We start from the raw sequence: 17,547 nt of genomic DNA on the forward strand, positions 1-17,547 counted from the left end.
GGCGCGGCCGCATAGCGCTGCGCCAGGGGGCTCGCTGCGCTAGAAGCGCTTGCGGTATGCCAGAACCGCGTTGAGCTGCGAATGCCGCACGGTGAGCGGTACCGCAGTATTCGGCTGGCTGGCGTTCCCCACGGTCTTTGGTAACACCACCGACAAGGCAAAATCGATCGCGTCGTCCTTGCCGAATGCGTAAGTCGCGCCGCCACTCAGGGTGGTCGTGGGAATGGCCGGCACAACGGCTAGCAGCATGCCGTTCGGTATGGCTTCTTGCGCATAGTGGAACCCGCCGCGCACCGTCCAGGCCGAATCGAAACGGTACGCCACGCCAAGGCCGAACACGTTGGTATCGCGGTAGTTCTGCGGTAGCGACAGGTCGAGGTTCGCGCCCCCACGCGTGAAGGTGACGTTGATGTCACGCATCACGCTCGACCAGAACACTCGCTGGTAGTCCGCCGAAGCCGACAGTCGCTCGTTGAACTGGTGGCTGATGCCCACCGTGAACTGCGCCGGCATCTGGAAGTCCCGCACCCTGACTTCGCCGCTCAGCGGAATGTTGCCCGCGACGGTGCTGACAGCCGCAAGCGTGGCCTGCCCGCGAAGATCGCCCACCCGCGTTTTCGCGTTGTAGGCCAGTCCTACGCGGGTATCGGGCGTGATGTCGTAGGTCAGCCCCAGTTTTCCGCCGATGCCCCAGGCATCGGCCCCGCCACCGACGGGCGCGCTGTTCGAGAAGCCCAGGTACCCCCCGGAAAGGCCGGGCACGGAAAGCAGCGTGGGCACCAGCGAACCAGACACCCGCCGCTGGCTGGCAAGCGTGCCGATCTGCGTGACGTCGAGCAGCGTGCCGAGATTGAGCGACGTCCAGACCGCATCCAGCGAGGCGCCGAGCGTCAGCTTGTCCGTCGGCCGATAGGCCACCGCAAACGGAATGCGCAGCACCAGCAACCGGGAGAACTGGTCCAGGCCCGTCTGCACGCCATTGGACGTGCGCGACAGGAAACTGCTGCCCCCGTATTGCGTACCGAGGCCGCCCTCCGCAAAGATTCCGGCGCCTAGCGCGATGTTGTCATGACGGTAGACGAACGCGGCCTCGGGCGCAAAGTAAGGCCCGTTGTTGTTGCCGTGGTTGCCGGACCGGGCCGTCTCGCCCGTTGCCGTATTGGTGGCCTTGATGTCGGTGGTCACCATGTCGAGCCCAAGATGCAGGTGATTCCCCTCGGCCATCAGGCCAAGTGTTGCCGGATTCGCCATCATCGCCGCTGGCCCGATGTCGAAGGCCGCTCCGGTCCCGCCCATAGCGCGGGAAACTGGACCAAAGCCCTCCAGGTTGAACACGTCCGTTGCTCCCGCTGGTGTTCCGCACGCCGCAGCGCATAGCGCCACGGCCACGCGAACGTAGTTGCCTCTCACGAGTGTCTCCTTGTCATTTTCGGGGGATAGCGAAGCGCGCGGCATCGCCGGGGAAACGGACGAGCCTGCGCATTCGCAGAGTGATGCCTGCGGCCGGCCTGGCGTTGCAGCGCGGTCGCGTCAGTCGTATTGCAGAAGCCGTACCAGCTCGGCAGGCCACTCCGCTAAATCTCGATATTTACAGGGAAAACCATGAGGGTTTTCCGTCTCGACATGACCCTCCGCATGGACCTCCAGCTCCGTGCGACGCCCTCTTGTCTCAATTTGACGATATGATCTACGCATCAGAATATCCCGGTTTCATCAAATGATCGAATCCGGTGTGCGCGTGGGACGGTCCTTGCATCGCCCGGTAGGATCCACCAGAATATCGAGATTCCACCCACCACCTAACAACGGGGGACGCACGCCGTGGAAGCCAAGCTCAGTTACCCTCCGAATGCCGATCTGCGGCACCTCCTGCGCTTCGATCCCGAGAGCGGCGCCATCTGGCTGGGCGAACGCCGCATGCTGCTCCTGCATACTGCCGCACTGAGCGGCCTGAGGCAGGACCTGATCCATTCGGTGGGCCCCGTGCACGCGCGCAGACTGCTCACGCGCATGGGATATGCCTCTGGCCGGCGCGACGCTGAATTTGCACGCACGACGCGCGGTGCACTCTCGCTCGACGCCGCATTCCTGGTCGGGCCGCAACTGCACATGCTCGAAGGCGCTGCGTGTGTGACGCCGATCCAACTCGATTTCGACGCCGCCACAGGCCGCTTCTCCGGAGAATTCCGTTGGGACAACTCGTGGGAAGCCTATGCCCACCGGCACGCCTTCGGGCTCGCGGAAACGCCTGCCTGCTGGGTTCTGCTCGGATACGCCAGCGGCTACACGAGTGCCTTCATGGGCCGCCTCATCGTCTTCAAGGAAACATGCTGCGCGGCCTGCGGCGCCGACCACTGCCAGATCGTTGGCCGGCCTGTCGACGAATGGCCCGACGCCGCCGAACAGCGCCAGTACTTCGAGGACGATTCCCTTCTCGACACCATCGCCGCGCTCAACGAGCAGGTGCAGGCGCTGGTGACGACCATCGAGTCAGCAGGCGAGCCGGGGATCTCCGCCGGCATGCTTGTCGGCGCCTCGCCCGCATTCCAGGAAGCCCACGCGTTGTTGAACCGCGCCGCCGCCACGCAGGTGACTGTATTGCTGACCGGCGAGACGGGCGTGGGCAAGGAACGCTTCGCCCGCGCCTTGCACCAAGGATCGGCCCGCGCCGGCGGTCCCTTCATCGCCGTCAACTGCGCCGCGCTGCCCGCTGACCTGATCGAGGCCGAATTGTTTGGCGTCGAGCGGGGCGCCTACACCGGCGCGCACGTCAGCCGCAGCGGCCGCTTCGAGCGGGCAGACGGCGGCACGCTCTTCCTCGATGAAGTCGGCGACCTGCCACTGCCGTTACAGGCCAAGCTGCTACGCGTGCTGCAGGACGGCGAGATCGAGCGCCTCGGCGCGGAGACCGCGCGCAAGGTCAATGTGCGCCTCGTCACGGCAACGAATGTCGACCTTGAGGCAGCAGTGTCGCAGGGACGGTTCCGGCGCGACCTGTTGTACCGACTAAACGTCTATCCGATCTGCATTCCGCCACTGCGCGAGCGAACGGCCGATATCGAGCCACTGGCGAACCACCTGCTGGCGCGCTTCAGCGCGCTCCACCAGAAGCGCCTTTCCGGGATTAGCGAACGCGCTATGCAGGCGCTCGTGCACCACGATTGGCCCGGCAACGTGCGTGAACTCGAGAACCTGATCGAGCGCGGTGTCATCCTTTCGTCGCAAGGTGGAACCATCGAACTGGAACATCTCTTTCCGCACCGGCCACCGGGGATACAGGCAACGGTAAGCGCGAGAGGCCGGCTGGCGCCGGTGCGGCCGGACAGCGAGCAGGCCCTCTGCGTGCGCATTCTCGATAGCGGGCTCAGCTTGGAATCGCTGGAGAGCCAGCTTCTCGAGCTTGCCGTCGAGCGCGCCGGCGGCAACCTGTCAGGCGCGGCGCGGCACCTCGGCCTGACCCGCCCGCAACTGGCCTATCGCCTCAAGCGCCAAGAAGACAAAGACAGCGAAGCATGACAGCCGCCAAACGCCGCAGCGCCCGCGACAGCGTGCCAGACGACCCTCGGCCTCCCGAGCCCTTCGCGCCGCGCACCCTGTGCGAGCGCGCCTATCTTCAATTGCGGCAGGACATCGTGCAGGGACGCATCAGCCCCGGCGAGCGCCTGCGGGTCGAACACCTCAAGGATCGCTATCAAGTGGGTGCCGGCACGCTGCGAGAATCCCTGGCGCTGCTTGTGTCCGATGCCCTTGTGACCGTTGAAGGCCAGCGGGGATACCGGGTCACGGCGATCTCGCTGGACGACCTGCAGGATCTCACTGACACGCGGGTGCGGTTGGAAACTGAAGCGCTTCGTCTTTCCATTCGCTACGGCGACATGCAATGGGAAGCGCAGTTGCGGGCGTCGTTCGACAACCTCAGAGCCTCGGAGGCCCGTGGCCCGTCGGCGGACCCGGCCGGCTGGGAGCAGGCCAACCGGCGCTTTCATGAAGCCCTGATCGCCGCGCACCGCTCGCCGTGGAGTCAATATCTGCTGAAGCTCCTTTACCGTCACGGGGAACGCTACCGGCACGTTGCCATCCGCCTCGGGACGAACCAATCAGTCTCCCGGAAAGTGCATGAGGAACATGCGCTCATCTTCGAGGCCGCCGTGGCGCGCCAGGAAGCGCGCGCTGCGCTCGCACTGGAGGCACATATTCGCCTTACCTATGAGTTTCTGTCGAGCGCGCGAATTGAAATGTAAGCACCCGGCAGCGACTTATTGCCATCTGAAGATAGAAAAACGGGGGGTACCTGGTGGGCCGATTTCGATATTAGCGCCCGCCCCCCGACCGCTGCGAGAACTCGGTTCGACGGTTGATATCGTGCGGCGGACGACCTGCTCCGCTCAACGGTGAGTTGATCAAGCCGGGATATGCGCCAATGGAAGGTAACCCTGCGCTTTTGCCCATTCGGGATTCGACGGCAACATTGTGTTTCTACTCCCTGAGGGCCGCAATATCAGGATAGTGGGCCAGTGGTCGCCGGAGTCATCGGCAAGCACAAGTTCATTTACGAACGGTCGGCTTCGGCGTGAATTCGGGTTGGCGCATCAGCGCCCACGCCACCACACCGGCTGCCAAAGGCCTCTGCCGAGTCATACCGCCAGCTCAGCATTTCTGCCGAGAAAGGCTGGTGGCCTGTCCACACCACAGGCCACCAGATCACCAACTCCACGACCATACCGCCGACTCCTGGCCGCGGGCTTACCAGGCTTGGGGTGACAAAACACCTCTCACCCCGAGGAGAGCGGGTTGAAAAGTGATGTCTGATGGTAGTCAGCACGCCTCATCAGGTCTTCGGAGGCAAGCAACGAAAAGCGCGGTCGAATCTTCTACGCAGCGCATGACCCGCGACAGCATTCCTACCAGCCGTAGAGGAATGCGCGCGCCCATTCCTACGGGACAGAGGATGAGGGGCCGGTTCCGGAAGCCTATCCTGACGCAAACTACCCGAGGAGACTCCTGTGAATCGACGCCACTTCACGATAAGCGCTGCCGCCGGCCTTCTGGCGCCGTCGCTCTCTGCAACCGCGCAGCCGGCGGCCAATGCCGTTCTGGGACCAGCAGGCGCAATGGATATGGCTATCGTCAGCATCCGCAATGCCGATTCGGTGCAGGCAGCGCTCACCGCATGGGCACCGGTGGTCCAGAAAACTTTGCCTCACCTCCAGATGACTGCGCTGGTCTCGAAGGGCTCGCCGGACGGAAAACCCCAGGCGATCGGGGACGTCAGACGCATCTTCTCCACCATTCCTTCCGCCTACCCGGTGGGCGGTTGGAAGCATCTGAGTGGCAGCGATTGGTCACGTCATGTGCTTGAGCGTCAGCAGGTGCTGGTGGCTTCCGGCAACGAAGCGCTGGCAAAGTATTTTCCCGACCATGAGTTGCTGCGGTCATTAGGTACCAGGACGCTGGTCAACATTCCCGTGGTCGTATGCCGAAAGACGGTCGGTGCTTTCGCCTTCCTGTGCGCGCAAGAAGCCATAGCCCACGATGTGACCGCAGCCATCGACCGCCTGGCCGCTGTTGCTGCGCCTGTTTTCCTCTTTCCGGGCGTCGCAGACGCATGAGTCCCGAGGCAGCCGGCCAACTCGTAGCCGACCGTTTGCCAGAGGCAACGGAGGCCGCACGCTCGTTGACGCGCCAGACGCGTATCGCCATGCCGATGGCCATCTGCGCGCTTCTGATCTGGAGCACCTTGGCCGTGTCCGTGGTGAGCCTTTCGGAAATGTCGCTGCTGCTTACCACTGGAATCGGGTTGGCCGGCGGAGGCCTCATCGGCTTGCCATGGGTGCCATGGCGTTCGCTGCGCCCTCGGGCCGTTGCAGTGGGAGCGCTGGCCATGTTCGGCTACCACGCACTCTATTTCGTCAGTCTTCGCACTGCCGATCCCGTCGCTGCGAACCTGCTTCACTATCTCTGGCCGCTCCTCATCATTCTGTTCTCGCCAATCATGCTCAAGGGCGTGAGGATGGAGGTTCGCCACATCGTTGCAGGCGTCCTCGGCTTCGCGGCCGCCTGTGTTTGTCTCGCACCTGCCGTTTCCATACAGGGTTCGCAGATTGGAGGCTTGAGTGTCGCGCTAATGTCGGCCGCGATCTGGGCGTACTACTCGGTCTGGTCCGGCAGATTCCCTGAGATACCGACCGCGGCCGTATCCCTGTACTGCCTGCTGGCCGGGATCGGCTCACTTGTTGCGTACCTGGCCCTGGGTGCCCTCCCCGATCTCGACGCTTGGCAGCTAGGCGGAAGATTTGGCGCACCTACGCCTGGGCAATGGCTAATGCTGGGATATCTGGCCATAGGTCCCCTGGGCGGAGCCTTCTATCTGTGGGATCACGCCATGAAGAAGGGCAATCCGCACCAGATCGCACTGATCGCGTATGCGGTGCCGATCGCATCGACCACATTCGTCAGCCTCTTCCTTGGTCGCGGTCTCGAGATTGCGACTGCACTGGGTGCGGCTCTGGTGACGCTGGCAGTTGCCGTTGGCGGTCGCCCCTCGCGCGCGAAGCCTCCCTACACAGCAGAAACAGGAATTCAAGATGGATAAGCCAAAGATCGAGATCGGCGAGGAGATTGTGGCCGGCTTCGCAAAGTACAGACTTCCCGGCGTCACCGCCGCGCCAGGCCGTGATCGTGGTGTTGGCCCCCACAAACGCATGGTATTGCGTGGCGCCACGCTGATTGATGGCACCGGGGCCCCACCGTGGGGGCTGGTCGATATCGTCGTCGAAGGTGGCACCATCATCGATATCGTCAGTGTGGGTGCGCCAGGTTTGCCCATCAAGCCAGACCGCCGACCTGCTGAAGCCGAATTCGAGATCGACTGCGAAAGTAGATTCGTAACCCCCGGATTTGTCGACAGCCATGCGCACATCGGTGCGCCGTTTCACGCCTCCATGGGCGAGATGCCCGCCGCTGATTACGTCTACAAGCTTTGGCTTGCGCACGGCGTCACGACCGTCCGCGAGACGGGATGCTTCAACGGACTGGGCTGGACGCTGCAACAAAAGAAGGCGTCTGCTTCGCATGAAATTGCCGCACCAAACCTCTACGCCTATGCCTATTTCCCGGCCATCAACGATTATCTGAAAACGATCCATACGCCTGCGGCGGCCCGGGAATGGATGCGCCAGCTCGCAGGCAAGGGAGCCGATGGCGTCAAGTTTTTCGGCGCCCCACCGGCCATCATGGAGGCCGCCCTGGAAGAAGCCCGGAACGTTGGACTCCGAACCTGTTGCCACCACGCTACCCTGGCCGTCAGCCGCATGAATGCGCTCACCACTGCCAAGTGGGGACTGACCAGTTCCGAACACTCTTACGGACTACCCGAAGCGCTCTTCGACGACAAGACGGTGCAGACATTCCCGTCTGGCTATCACTACAACGACGAGTACCTTCGCTTCTCCACTGCGGGAACGACTTTCCTGCAGGCCGCCAGTCCCGGCAGTGCGAAGTGGAACGAAGTGCTTGACGGCTTCATCGAGGCTGGCCATACATTCGTGCCGACGATGAACGTCTACGACGCAAACCGGGACCTGATGAGGACGCGGCGCGCGGATTGGCATGAACGCTTCACCGCCCCCAATCTCATGCGCTACTTCGAGCCACATCGCGGCGGTCATGGCTCCTACTGGTATCGCTGGACCACGCAGAATGAGGTGGAATGGCGCGAGACATTCCGCCTGTGGATGCACTTCCTGTGGGACTTCAAGAATCGCGGCGGCCGGGTATGCGCAGGTAGCGATTCCGGATTCATGTACCAGGTCTATGGCTTCGGCTATGTGCGGGAACTGGAACTGCTCCAGGAAGCGGGGTTCAACCCGCTCGAAGTTTTGCGTGCCGCGACCGCCCATGGCGCGGAGCTTCTCGGCATCGAAGACCTGACCGGCTCCATCGAAGTCGGGAAGCGGGCGGACATCCTGGTTCATGACAGCAATCCTCTGGACGACTTCAAACTCCTCTATGGAACAGGGGCGCTCCGGCTCGACGAGGTCAAGCAACAAGGCAGATGGGAGCGGTGCCTGCGCTACACCATCAAGGATGGCGTGGTCTTCGACTGCGCCGACCTCTTGAGGGATGTCGAGGATATGGTCGAGGCCTACAAGATGTCCGAGGCAAAGCGGCAATGATTGAACAGTGCGAATTCACGGTGTTGTCAGGGTTCCTCGGTAGTGGCAAGACCACGCTTCTATCCACGTACCTCGCCTGCTCCGACGTAAGCCGTGTCGCCGTCATCGTCAACGATGTCGGCGAAGTGAATATCGACGGCGCCGTCCTCGCGCTGCAGGATGGGATTCCCATGGCAACCCTGAGCAACGGCTGCGTCTGCTGCAGCCTGACCAACGATTTGCCTTACACGATCGATGCATTGGTTCGCGAGCGACGCCTGTCTGGGCTGCCACCCTACACACGGATCATCCTCGAGTGCAGCGGCCTGTCCGATCCCGGCGGGGTGATGCGCAGTCTCAGCGCACTTGCGAGCCTTGGCATGCGTGTCCGGGTAGTGACCACCTACGCATGCGACCGGCATGTCGCACCCGAGGACTTTTCCTTGCTCGCGCAGCAGGTAAGCGCAGCGCATACGATCGTGCTGACGCGCACTGACCTTGTCAGTACCCAGCAAATCGTCGACGTGGCAACCGAAGCAAAGTCCCTGGGGCCGATGGGCAGGATCGTTGTGGAAACCGCGCCGGAGGTCCGGGCCCGCGCAGCGTTTGATGCGCCCGCGGCGCCGCCGACCAGCGACCCGGGCCATGCGCCGGGCTGGCAGTATGAATCGCGGCATCCGCGCATCAACGTGTTCTCATTGCAATGGGATTGCGACCTGCCCTGGGACCACGTCGCCGCGTGGCTGGAGAACCTGGCCTTCTACTTCGACAGCCGCCTGCTGCGAACCAAAGGCTTAGTCAGGTTGGACAGTGGCGATGTATTGCTCATCCAGGGCGTCGGGCAGCATTTCGACACACCCCGGAAGCTGAACCAGCTTGCTGTGGAAGGCTCCAGCCTTGTCGTGATCTGCGGGGATGCTTCGGTGAGCGAAATCGTCGAGCTCGCTCCCCAGATTCCTGGCATGACCGTGTCCGCGCGCACCGCCGGCAGCAAAGCCATCAGGCTGGCTCGGCCCGGACACGACTGATTGCCAACTCCACCGTCCATAAGGAAAGAAAGCCGGACTATGTCCGGCTTTTGTCATCTGCGTGTCGTCATTTCCCGGCAAGGCTTTCGACAGGCTGCCACTTTCCGGATACGACCTTGTAGATCGTAATCCCGCCTTCCTTCAGATCGCCGCGCGCATCATAGGCGATCTGCCTGGCTGTCACGCCTGGCGTGGCGCTTGCAGCGAGCGAAGCCAGATACTTCTGCGGGTCAGACGAGTTCGCCTGCACCATTGCCTTCATCATCGCCATGGCACCATCGTATGCATAGGGCGAGTAGGTCTGCACCGGGCCCGAGAAGCGCTTCTCGTAGCGCTGCTTGTATCCCGCACCGCCGGGCATCTGATCGAGCGGCAGACCCGCCAGCGAGCACAAGGTGCCATCTGCGGCGTTCCCGGCGAGCTTGATGAAGTTCTCCGTCTTCGACATCTCGCCCGACACGAGGACGGATTTCATGCCTAGTTCCCGCATCTGCCTGGCCAGCGGCGCAGATTGCGCTTCAGCGCCGCCATAGAACACCACATCGGGAGACTGGTGTTTCAGATTGGTCAGCACGGCCTTGAAGTCCACGGCCTTGTCGTTGGTAAACTCGCGTCGAACGATGGTCCCGCCGGCGGCTTTCGCAGCCTTCTCGAACTCGTCAGCCAGGCCCTGGCCATAGGCCGTTCGGTCATCGACAATCGCGATGCGCTTTGCCCCGAGCTTATTGACCACATACGCACCGACCTCGCTTCCCTGCTGCGTGTCGGACGTCATCATCCGGAAGGTCGTCTTGAACCCCTGCCGGGTGTACTCCGGGGCAGTCGCCATGGCGATCTGCGGGATGCCGGCGCGGCTATACACGCCGGATGCCGGAATGCTCGTCCCCGAATTGAAGTGTCCGAGCATTCCCTTGATACCGCCGTCTACCAACTTCTGGGCGACCACCGACCCCGCCTTCGGATCCGCCTGATCATCTTCCGAGACCAGTACGAACCTGACCTCCTGCCCGTTGATGCGCGGTCGGGTGGCATTGAAGTCCTCGAGTGCCAGGGTGACGCCATTCTGCATATCCTTTCCATACTGGGCCTGGTTGCCGGTCATCGGCGCCGCAAAGCCGAGCCTGACCTCCTGGACCTGCGCGATGGCCGAATCGGCGAAAGCCAGGCCAAGTGCCGCCAACGCGGCCATGCCAAGCAGGTGTCTCTTCATAGGTATCCTCACGATGTTGTTGTTACAGGCCTGGTTTGCTGCGATCGCGGAAGCCGAGCGTCACACCCGTGAAGCTCACTGCGGCCGCGGCAACGACATACAAGGCGGGCGCCATGGCACTACCTGTGGTGGCGATCAGCCATGTCAGGATCAACGAGGCGAACCCGCCAAAAGTCATGACCGCGACGTTGTAGGCAACCGAGAGCCCCGTCGACAGCACCCGCGTCGGGAAGATCTCGGAGAACGCGGCCAGGATGGGACCGGTGTAGCCGGCAATGAGAATGCCGAAAACCGACTGGAAGATGATCAGGCTGGTTTGCGTAGGAGCGGATACCACGAGCGCAAACATTGGGTACGCAAGCAGCAGGATGCCGCCGGAACTCAGCGCCAGAATCTTCTTGCGACCCATCCGGTCAGACAGTGCGCCCACAAACGGCGACAGCACCGTGATGATGAGGCCCCCCACCACACCGGCGATGAACGACATCGATTGCGGCATCTTCAGCGTCTTGACGGCGTACGTCGGCATGTAGAACAGCAGCACATAGATGCAAACCGTCCACAGGATGACCATGGAGAACGTCGTGAAGGTCTCGCGCGGAAAGTTCGAGAGCACCTCGCTGAACGGCTTCTTTACTTTGTCCGTCGTAGCCAGGAACGCGGGCGTCTCGTCGACATTGCTTCGGATGTAGAAGCCAATGGGCCCGATGAGGATGCCGAGCAGGAATGGAATGCGCCATCCCCATGCCTTGACCTCTTCCGGCGCGAGCCACAGGGTAAGCACGGTGCCGGCTGCAGCGCCAAGCACGACGGCAAAGCCGATGCTGCTCTGGATCCAGCTCGCGTAGTAGCCCTTCTGGTTTGCAGGCGCATGCTCTGTCAGGAATGCGGTCGCACTTCCCATTTCGCCACCGGCCGAAAACCCCTGCATCAGTCGCGCGATGATGATCAGGATCGGCGCCCCAATGCCGATCTGTTCATAAGTGGGCGCGATGCCGATCAATGCCGTTCCGCCAGCCATCAGCAGAATGGTCAAAGACAAGGCGGCCTTGCGTCCGACCCGATCCGAGTACATCCCGATCAGGATGCCGCCGACCGGGCGCACCACAAAACCCACGCCGAAGGTAGCCACAGACAGCAGCAACGAGGTCAGTTCGTTGCCAGTCGGAAAGAACAGTTGCCCGATAGTGATGGCAAAGAAGCCATACACCATGAAGTCAAACCATTCGAATCCGTTTCCCAGAATGGTGGCAGTAATTGCTCGCCGCCGCCGCTTGGCTTCATCCTGCGAAGCCTCCATTGTTGCTGCGATCTCCATCTCGCACTCCTTTGTCTTGGCCGGGTAAGTGTGTAATCCGATGCTTGTGTCGGCACACTCGTTCTTGCTCAACTCGAGCTACTGGCCATTCAATCCCAGGACCCGACGCATTCCTATCTATGTTTCGCAGGAAGGCGTCGCATGCCTTCCCGACGCTCAGTAGGACATCGCGTGATCGGTACGGGTAAATGCTGAGAAAAAGCGGCGAGAAGGTGATGCAACGCCGTGATTGAGGCGAAGCGCCTGGGCTCACGCATCGTCGAAATGCAGCGACAGCAGACTCGCCTTGAACCTCATCGCTTCGTCAGACACTGAAGTACGCTGATGTACGTATGGTACGAGAACACGTGCCACTTCCCGTATGGAACGTAGGTAGTCCCGCCAAGTTGCCAATCCTAAGATGGTGTCAACCCCTTGAAAGCAAGGGAAACCGGGCCGCATGCCGGCCACGCACTTCACAGTTGACGACGACAGGACAGGACATGGCATTGGAAAGCACACATCAGGATCTGGCTGCGGCGCGCGCGCAGCACGTGGCCCGCGGCGTAGTAACCGCGCATCCGATCTTCGTGGACCACGCTCAGGGCTCCCGCGTCTGGGATGTCAATGGCCGCAGCTATCTCGATTTCGTTGGCGGCATCGGCGTGCTGAATGTCGGCCACAACCACCCGCGAGTCGTAGCGGCTGTCAAGCAGCAGCTCGAGCGTGTGAGCCACGCGGCGTTCCAGGTTGCCGGCTATGACGTCTATATCGAGCTCGCTGCTCGGCTGAATCGCCTGGTGGGCGGTTCAGAGGCCTACAAGACGGTCTTCCTGACCACCGGCGCCGAAGCGGTGGAGAACGCCGTCAAGATTGCCCGCGCGTATCGCAATGCGCCGGGCATCATTGCTTTCCGCGGCGGCTTTCACGGCCGTACGCTGCTGGGCATGACCCTGACCGGCATGAGCACGCCGTACAAGCAGAACTTCGGACCGTTCGCTGGCGATGTCTATCACACGCCGTACCCCGACCCTTATCGCGGCTTCAGCGGCGACGATGCGCTGCGAGCGCTCGATGACCTGTTTGCGACACAGATCGCGCCGGACCGCTTGGCGGCGATCATTCTCGAACTTGTTCAGGGCGATGGCGGCTTCCTGGCAGCCGGTTCGGATTTCCTGAAGAAGCTGCGCGCGCTGACCACGAAGCACGGCATCGTCCTGATTGCCGATGAGATCCAGACGGGCTTCGGTCGCACTGGAGAACTTTTTGCGTTCCAGGAGGCGGGCATACAGCCCGATCTCGTCACCGTGGCGAAGAGCCTCGCTGGTGGCCTGCCGCTGTCCGGCGTCGTGGGCCGTGCCGAAATCATGGATGCGCCGCTTCCTGGCGGCCTCGGCGGCACGTACGCAGGCAACCCGCTGGCCTGTGCGGCTGCACTGGCGGTCCTCGACCTGTTCGAGGACGAAAAGCTGACGGAGCGCGCACGCGAACTGGGCACGACCTTGCGCGGCGGCCTCCTGGCGCTGGCCGACAAGTACCAGGAGATTGGTACCATTCGCGGCGTGGGCCCGATGCTGGCGCTGGAGTTCGTCAAGCACGGCGACCCGCACCAGCCGGATGCGGATTTCGCTCAACGCGTGGTCGATATCTGCCGCGATGAAGGTCTTCTGGTGATCAAGTGCGGCGTGCATCGCAACAACGTTCGTCTGCTTGCTCCGGTGAATACCGAGCTCGACGACGCACACGAGGCCATTGCCATCCTTGGCCGAGCCATCGCCAAGGTCCGCGGATAACCGAGAGCCAAAATGCCCCGAGACACGTTAGTCAGTCACCGACAATCGGTAGATATTGGCGGCAAGTTTTCCGGCAAGACGGTGCTGACGTTAGACGTCTATGGCACGCTGATCGACTGGGAGCGGGGCATCTGCGATGCATTGGGACCAATCCTGAGAGGCCACGGATTGTCGACGAGTGAAGACGAGATGCTGGAGCGGTACGCGACGCATGAGTCCGCGCTGGAAGCAGGCCCCTACCTGACATATCGGGAAATTCTTGAGGAGTCGCTGCTGCGCATTGCGGCAGATCTGGGATTCACTCCCTCCGAATACGAACTCGACAGCTTTTCGCATTCGGTCGGTGACTGGCCGGCCTTTGCCGATTCTCGGGCCTCACTCGTCGCGCTTCAGAAGCGCTTTCGGCTGGCCGTCATCACGAATGGTGACGACGAATTCTTCTCGCTTTCCAACAAGCACCTGAAGATCCAGTTCGACTATGTTGTCACGGCTCAGCAGGCACGCAGCTACAAGCCGTCGTTGAACAACTTCCATGTGGCGCTTGGCCGGATCGACGCACCGCGATCGCAGATCCTGCATGTCGCGCAAAGTCTGTATCACGACCATGTCCCGGCCCAGGCGCTGGGACTGCAGACTGTATGGATCAACCGACGACGCGGCAAGCCGGGTTTTGGCGCCGTTCCGAAGGCCGAAGCCGTACCTGACGCCGAATTCGACGACATGCGAGCCTTCGCTGACGCGATGCTGGAACGGTAGGCACGGCACAAGCCCCTCCGCCAAACCGCAGCGAGTTGCCTTTTGCTGCACTCGCGCTATGCTGGCAAGGATCGGGCGCGCTACATGGAGGGTTATGGACATCACGACAGCCCTTGAGTCGACAGTCCTGCGGGGAGCTCGGGTTGTGGCCGGGCACGCAGGACTGACAAACGAGATCCGGTGGGTCCATATGGTCGATCATCCGGATATCGCTGCATGGGTACAGCGCGGCCAACTGCTCCTGTCCACAGGCTACAACTGGCCTCAGGACAAACAAAAGGCCAACCAGCTCATCAGGGATCTGCACGACCGCGGACTTGCCGGCGTCGTGCTCGCAGTCCCGAATTTCCTGGAGCACTTTCCCTCATCGTCCACGCTCGCGGCAAATGACGTCGGTCTGCCCCTGCTCGAAATCGACTGGGACATACCGTTTAGCTCGATCACCGAAGAAATTCATTCGAGCATCATCCGCCATCAAGGCGAAATCATTGAACGCTCTGACGAAATCCACCGTTCACTGACGCACGCCGCGGTGGTGGCGAATACGCTCGGGGACCTGGCTCTTGCACTTGGCAAGCTTCTGAACCGCGCGGTGAATTTCGTTGACACAGATGGCCTGCTACTTGGGTCTAGCGACAAAACTCGGCCAGAGCAGGAGCTGGGCGAGCGCGAGCGCGCGTATTTCAGGTTCCTGAACAACCGGATCATTCTTCGCCAGATCCAGGACAGCATGAGTCCCCTTCTGCTGGATGCCATACCGGAAGTGGGCGTACCGAAGCGATTAGGCTGCCCGGTTCGTATCCGGGGTGCGATCGCGGCATTTATCTTCGTTGACGGCGGAGACATGCCGTTGGGCGAGCTTGACATCCGCGCTACCGAACATGCCTCAATCATCGCAGCGCTGCATCTCGTCCATATGCGGGCGCTCCATCTGCAAGAAGAACGGTTGGGCTATGCGCTGGTTGGTTCGTTGCTCGAAGGGAAGTTCGAAGAGACCCCTACCGCCTTGGAGCGGGCACGGCTGAGCGGCTGGGATCCTTCCGGCAATTATCGGGTATGCCTCGTGCTATTGGACGAGCCGCTGCCGCTTTCCAAAGAAGGCTTTCTTCGCCGTGAGCGCTGGGTGGAAAGGCTGCGCAGGTACCTGGAGAACTCCGGGCAACCACCGCTTATTCTTGTGTCACTCAATCAGATCACGTTCCTGATGGCGGCAGACGTCGAGCCTGGGCCATTGTGGAAGTCGCTCGGCAGCAGAGGCGCCGCGCTTGCGGTCAGCCGCGTGCATCGTGGAATCACGGGCATGGCACAGGGCGGACAGGATGTCCAGTCGCTGGTTCCATTGCTTCGACCAGGCAAAGTCCATCATTTTCAGGAAGTCATGTTTCCCAGGGCCCTGATGGGAGACGCCGATGCCAGGGCACTGTTCATTCAAAGCAAGATTGGCCCGCTGCTGAATGACAAGAAAGGCGAGGCGCTTCTCGAAACCCTGGAAGCGCTTTGCGCCGAGGGCTTTCAGCTTGCGAATACGGCCAGGCGGTTAGGCGTGCATATCAGTACGCTCCGTTACCGACTGGAGCGCATCGAATCCCTTCTGGGCTCAGCCCTGGAAGACCAGGCCAACCGCTTCGAGTTGCAGGTAGCTGTTGCGCTCCACAAGCTCACAAGCGAAGGCTAGACATTCCATCACCCTGACAGGAATTCATAGACCGATGACACCTTCCAAGGGAGAAGGAAAGACAAAAGAAGAGAGCCTGCGAAGTGCAGGCTCTCTGCTTCCGTGAGCAAGGGCCTTGTGGGCCCTTGTCAATCGGCATTCAGACGATTTCCAGATGCAGCGTCTGTACTTCGAGGAACTCGTCGATTCCGTGATGCGATCCTTCGCGACCCAGCCCCGACTCCTTTACGCCGCCGAACGGTGCGACGGCGGAGGAAATGACGCCCGTATTGGCGCCGACCATGCCATATTCCAGCGCTTCACTTACGCGGAACACACGATTGACGTCCGTCGAGAACAGATAGGCGGCCAGACCGTACGGCGTGTCATTGGCGCGTCGAATGATCTCCGTCTCGGACTCGAACGGGAAGAGGGCAGCAACCGGGCCGAACGTCTCTTCGCTGGCAATCAACATGCCATCTGTCGCGCCAGTTACGACTGTCGGCTCGAAGTACTGCTGGCCTCGCGACAATGACGCGCCGCCAACGATGACCTTCGCGCCATGCGCCACCGCATCTTCCACGTGGCGAACCACCTTCCTGAGCGCAGCATCGTTGATCAGCGGACCGATAGAGACGCCATCTTCCGTGCCGGCTCCCACCTTCAGCTTGCGGACTTCCTCGCTCAGACGCGCCGAGAAGCGATCGTAGATGCCTGCCTGTACATAGATACGATTGGCGCACACACAGGTCTGACCACTGTTGCGGAACTTGCTCGCCATCACGCCCGCGACTGCCTGCTCGAGGTCGGCGTCGTCAAAGACGATGACAGGAGCGTTGCCGCCAAGCTCCATGCTCACACGTTTGACCGTGTCTGCGCATTGGCGCAGCAGCAACTTGCCGACTTGCGTGGAGCCGGTGAATGTCAGCTTCCTGACGATCGGATTGGCGGTCAGTTCGCCGCCAATGCCTTGCGGCATCCCGGTGACGATGTTCAGCACGCCGGCCGGAATGCCTGCGCGCTCCCCAAGCTCCGCCAGAGCAAGCGCGGAGTACGGCGTCAGTTCGGACGGCTTCACGACAACGGTGCAACCGGCAGCCAGCGCCGGCGCGAGCTTGCGGGTAATCATGGCGTTGGGGAAGTTCCAGGGCGTGATCGCTGCACACACCCCGACCGGAACCTTTCTCGCGATGATCCGACGGCTCGCGTGTGTAGCGGGGATCGTTTCGCCATAGGCACGAATGCCCTCTTCGGCAAACCACTCCACGAACGACGCCCCATACAGGATTTCGCCACGCGCCTCGGCGAGTGGCTTGCCTTGTTCCAGCGTCATGATCAGCGCCAGGTCGTCGGCATGAGCCACCATGAGTTCGCGCCACTTGCGCAGGACCGCTGCGCGCTGATGCGTGGTCAGCGCACTCCATGCCGGCAGTGCGCGATTTGCCGCCTCGATCGCGGCGCGCGTATCCGCGGCGTCGCAGGCGGGAATGGTGCCGAGCGGTTCGTTGTTCGCTGGATTGATCACATCCAGCGTCTTCCCCGACTCCGCGGCCCGCCATTGGCCATCGACATATGCCTGCTGCCGCAGCAGACCAGGATCTTTCAGTGAGAACATAGACATTACCTGCGTGTACAAGCCGTGGCGGACATGTGCGG

General features: G+C 61.8%; 13 protein-coding genes. 9 read left to right on the forward strand and 4 right to left on the reverse strand.

Features of this window, described 5'->3' with window-relative positions; all coding sequences use genetic code 11:
- Positions 1–39: 39 nt before the first annotated feature.
- On the reverse strand, positions 40–1,410 hold the full coding sequence (locus K2O51_RS05240; RefSeq protein WP_011301780.1) for an OmpP1/FadL family transporter: 1,371 nt from the start codon (positions 1,408–1,410) through the stop codon (positions 40–42).
- A 411-nt stretch (positions 1,411–1,821) separates the two neighbouring features.
- Between K2O51_RS05240 and K2O51_RS05245 the strand changes: the two genes are divergently transcribed.
- The 6 genes from K2O51_RS05245 to K2O51_RS05270 all read left to right on the forward strand — a co-directional run bounded on the left by K2O51_RS05245 (position 1,822) and on the right by K2O51_RS05270 (position 9,181).
- Positions 1,822–3,516, forward strand: coding sequence for a sigma-54-dependent Fis family transcriptional regulator (locus tag K2O51_RS05245; protein ID WP_011301779.1), 1,695 nt, complete (start codon positions 1,822–1,824; stop codon positions 3,514–3,516).
- On the forward strand, positions 3,513–4,241 hold the full coding sequence (locus K2O51_RS05250; RefSeq protein WP_011301778.1) for a GntR family transcriptional regulator: 729 nt from the start codon (positions 3,513–3,515) through the stop codon (positions 4,239–4,241). Before K2O51_RS05245 ends, K2O51_RS05250 begins: the two co-directional genes overlap by 4 nt.
- Positions 4,242–5,003: 762 nt before the next feature.
- Positions 5,004–5,609 carry a hypothetical protein gene (locus tag K2O51_RS05255; RefSeq protein WP_011301777.1) on the forward strand — a complete coding sequence of 202 codons (606 nt, stop codon included), beginning with the start codon at positions 5,004–5,006 and terminating at the stop codon, positions 5,607–5,609.
- Positions 5,610–5,698: 89 nt separating this feature from the next.
- A complete protein-coding gene (locus tag K2O51_RS05260) occupies positions 5,699–6,592 on the forward strand; it encodes a DMT family transporter (protein ID WP_011301776.1) in 894 nt (297 codons plus the stop codon).
- Positions 6,585–8,174, forward strand: a complete 1,590-nt coding sequence (locus tag K2O51_RS05265; RefSeq protein WP_140951214.1) for an amidohydrolase family protein — start codon at positions 6,585–6,587, stop codon at positions 8,172–8,174. Before K2O51_RS05260 ends, K2O51_RS05265 begins: the two co-directional genes overlap by 8 nt.
- Positions 8,171–9,181 carry a CobW family GTP-binding protein gene (locus K2O51_RS05270; RefSeq protein WP_181184481.1) on the forward strand — a complete coding sequence of 337 codons (1,011 nt, stop codon included), beginning with the start codon at positions 8,171–8,173 and terminating at the stop codon, positions 9,179–9,181. The genes K2O51_RS05265 and K2O51_RS05270 overlap by 4 nt, the downstream gene beginning before the upstream one ends.
- Positions 9,182–9,248: 67 nt before the next feature.
- Here K2O51_RS05270 and K2O51_RS05275 read toward each other — a convergent pair whose 3' ends face one another.
- Complete coding sequence (locus K2O51_RS05275; RefSeq protein WP_011301773.1) at positions 9,249–10,391, reverse strand: branched-chain amino acid ABC transporter substrate-binding protein; 1,143 nt, start codon at positions 10,389–10,391, stop codon at positions 9,249–9,251.
- A 22-nt stretch (positions 10,392–10,413) separates the two neighbouring features.
- On the reverse strand, positions 10,414–11,709 hold the full coding sequence (locus K2O51_RS05280; RefSeq protein WP_011301772.1) for an MFS transporter: 1,296 nt from the start codon (positions 11,707–11,709) through the stop codon (positions 10,414–10,416).
- Between the two features lie 482 nt (positions 11,710–12,191).
- Here K2O51_RS05280 and gabT point away from each other — a divergent pair, with 482 nt between their 5' ends.
- The 3 genes from gabT to K2O51_RS05295 all read left to right on the forward strand — a co-directional run bounded on the left by gabT (position 12,192) and on the right by K2O51_RS05295 (position 15,912).
- Entirely contained in the window at positions 12,192–13,481 is a 1,290-nt protein-coding gene (gene gabT, locus K2O51_RS05285; RefSeq protein ID WP_220630583.1) for a 4-aminobutyrate--2-oxoglutarate transaminase, read from the forward strand.
- Positions 13,482–13,493: 12 nt separating this feature from the next.
- Positions 13,494–14,237 (forward strand): haloacid dehalogenase type II, encoded by a 744-nt coding sequence (locus K2O51_RS05290; protein WP_140951208.1) that lies wholly within the window; start codon positions 13,494–13,496, stop codon positions 14,235–14,237.
- A gap of 94 nt (positions 14,238–14,331) precedes the next feature.
- Entirely contained in the window at positions 14,332–15,912 is a 1,581-nt protein-coding gene (locus tag K2O51_RS05295) for a PucR family transcriptional regulator (RefSeq protein WP_140951206.1), read from the forward strand.
- Between the two features lie 139 nt (positions 15,913–16,051).
- Here the strand turns inward: K2O51_RS05295 and K2O51_RS05300 are convergent, their stop codons facing one another.
- On the reverse strand, positions 16,052–17,506 hold the full coding sequence (locus tag K2O51_RS05300) for an NAD-dependent succinate-semialdehyde dehydrogenase (protein WP_220630584.1): 1,455 nt from the start codon (positions 17,504–17,506) through the stop codon (positions 16,052–16,054).
- Positions 17,507–17,547 lie beyond the last annotated feature (41 nt).

The sequence above is a fragment of the Cupriavidus pinatubonensis genome, from assembly GCF_019602855.1.
GTDB lineage: Bacteria > Pseudomonadota > Gammaproteobacteria > Burkholderiales > Burkholderiaceae > Cupriavidus > Cupriavidus pinatubonensis.

Bases quoted from the DNA above. Each gene is read 5' to 3' on its own strand.
- K2O51_RS05250 (WP_011301778.1), top strand. From the start codon at position 3,513: ATGACAGCCGCCAAACGCCGCAGCGCCCGCGACAGCGTGCCAGACGAC.
- K2O51_RS05260 (WP_011301776.1), top strand. From the start codon at position 5,699: ATGCCGATGGCCATCTGCGCGCTTCTGATCTGGAGCACCTTGGCCGTG.
- K2O51_RS05265 (WP_140951214.1), top strand. From the start codon at position 6,585: ATGGATAAGCCAAAGATCGAGATCGGCGAGGAGATTGTGGCCGGCTTC.
- K2O51_RS05270 (WP_181184481.1), top strand. From the start codon at position 8,171: ATGATTGAACAGTGCGAATTCACGGTGTTGTCAGGGTTCCTCGGTAGT.
- K2O51_RS05275 (WP_011301773.1), bottom strand. From the start codon at position 10,391: ATGAAGAGACACCTGCTTGGCATGGCCGCGTTGGCGGCACTTGGCCTG.
- K2O51_RS05280 (WP_011301772.1), bottom strand. From the start codon at position 11,709: ATGGAGATCGCAGCAACAATGGAGGCTTCGCAGGATGAAGCCAAGCGG.
- gabT (WP_220630583.1), top strand. From the start codon at position 12,192: ATGGCATTGGAAAGCACACATCAGGATCTGGCTGCGGCGCGCGCGCAG.
- K2O51_RS05290 (WP_140951208.1), top strand. From the start codon at position 13,494: ATGCCCCGAGACACGTTAGTCAGTCACCGACAATCGGTAGATATTGGC.
- K2O51_RS05295 (WP_140951206.1), top strand. From the start codon at position 14,332: ATGGACATCACGACAGCCCTTGAGTCGACAGTCCTGCGGGGAGCTCGG.
- K2O51_RS05300 (WP_220630584.1), bottom strand. From the start codon at position 17,506: ATGTTCTCACTGAAAGATCCTGGTCTGCTGCGGCAGCAGGCATATGTC.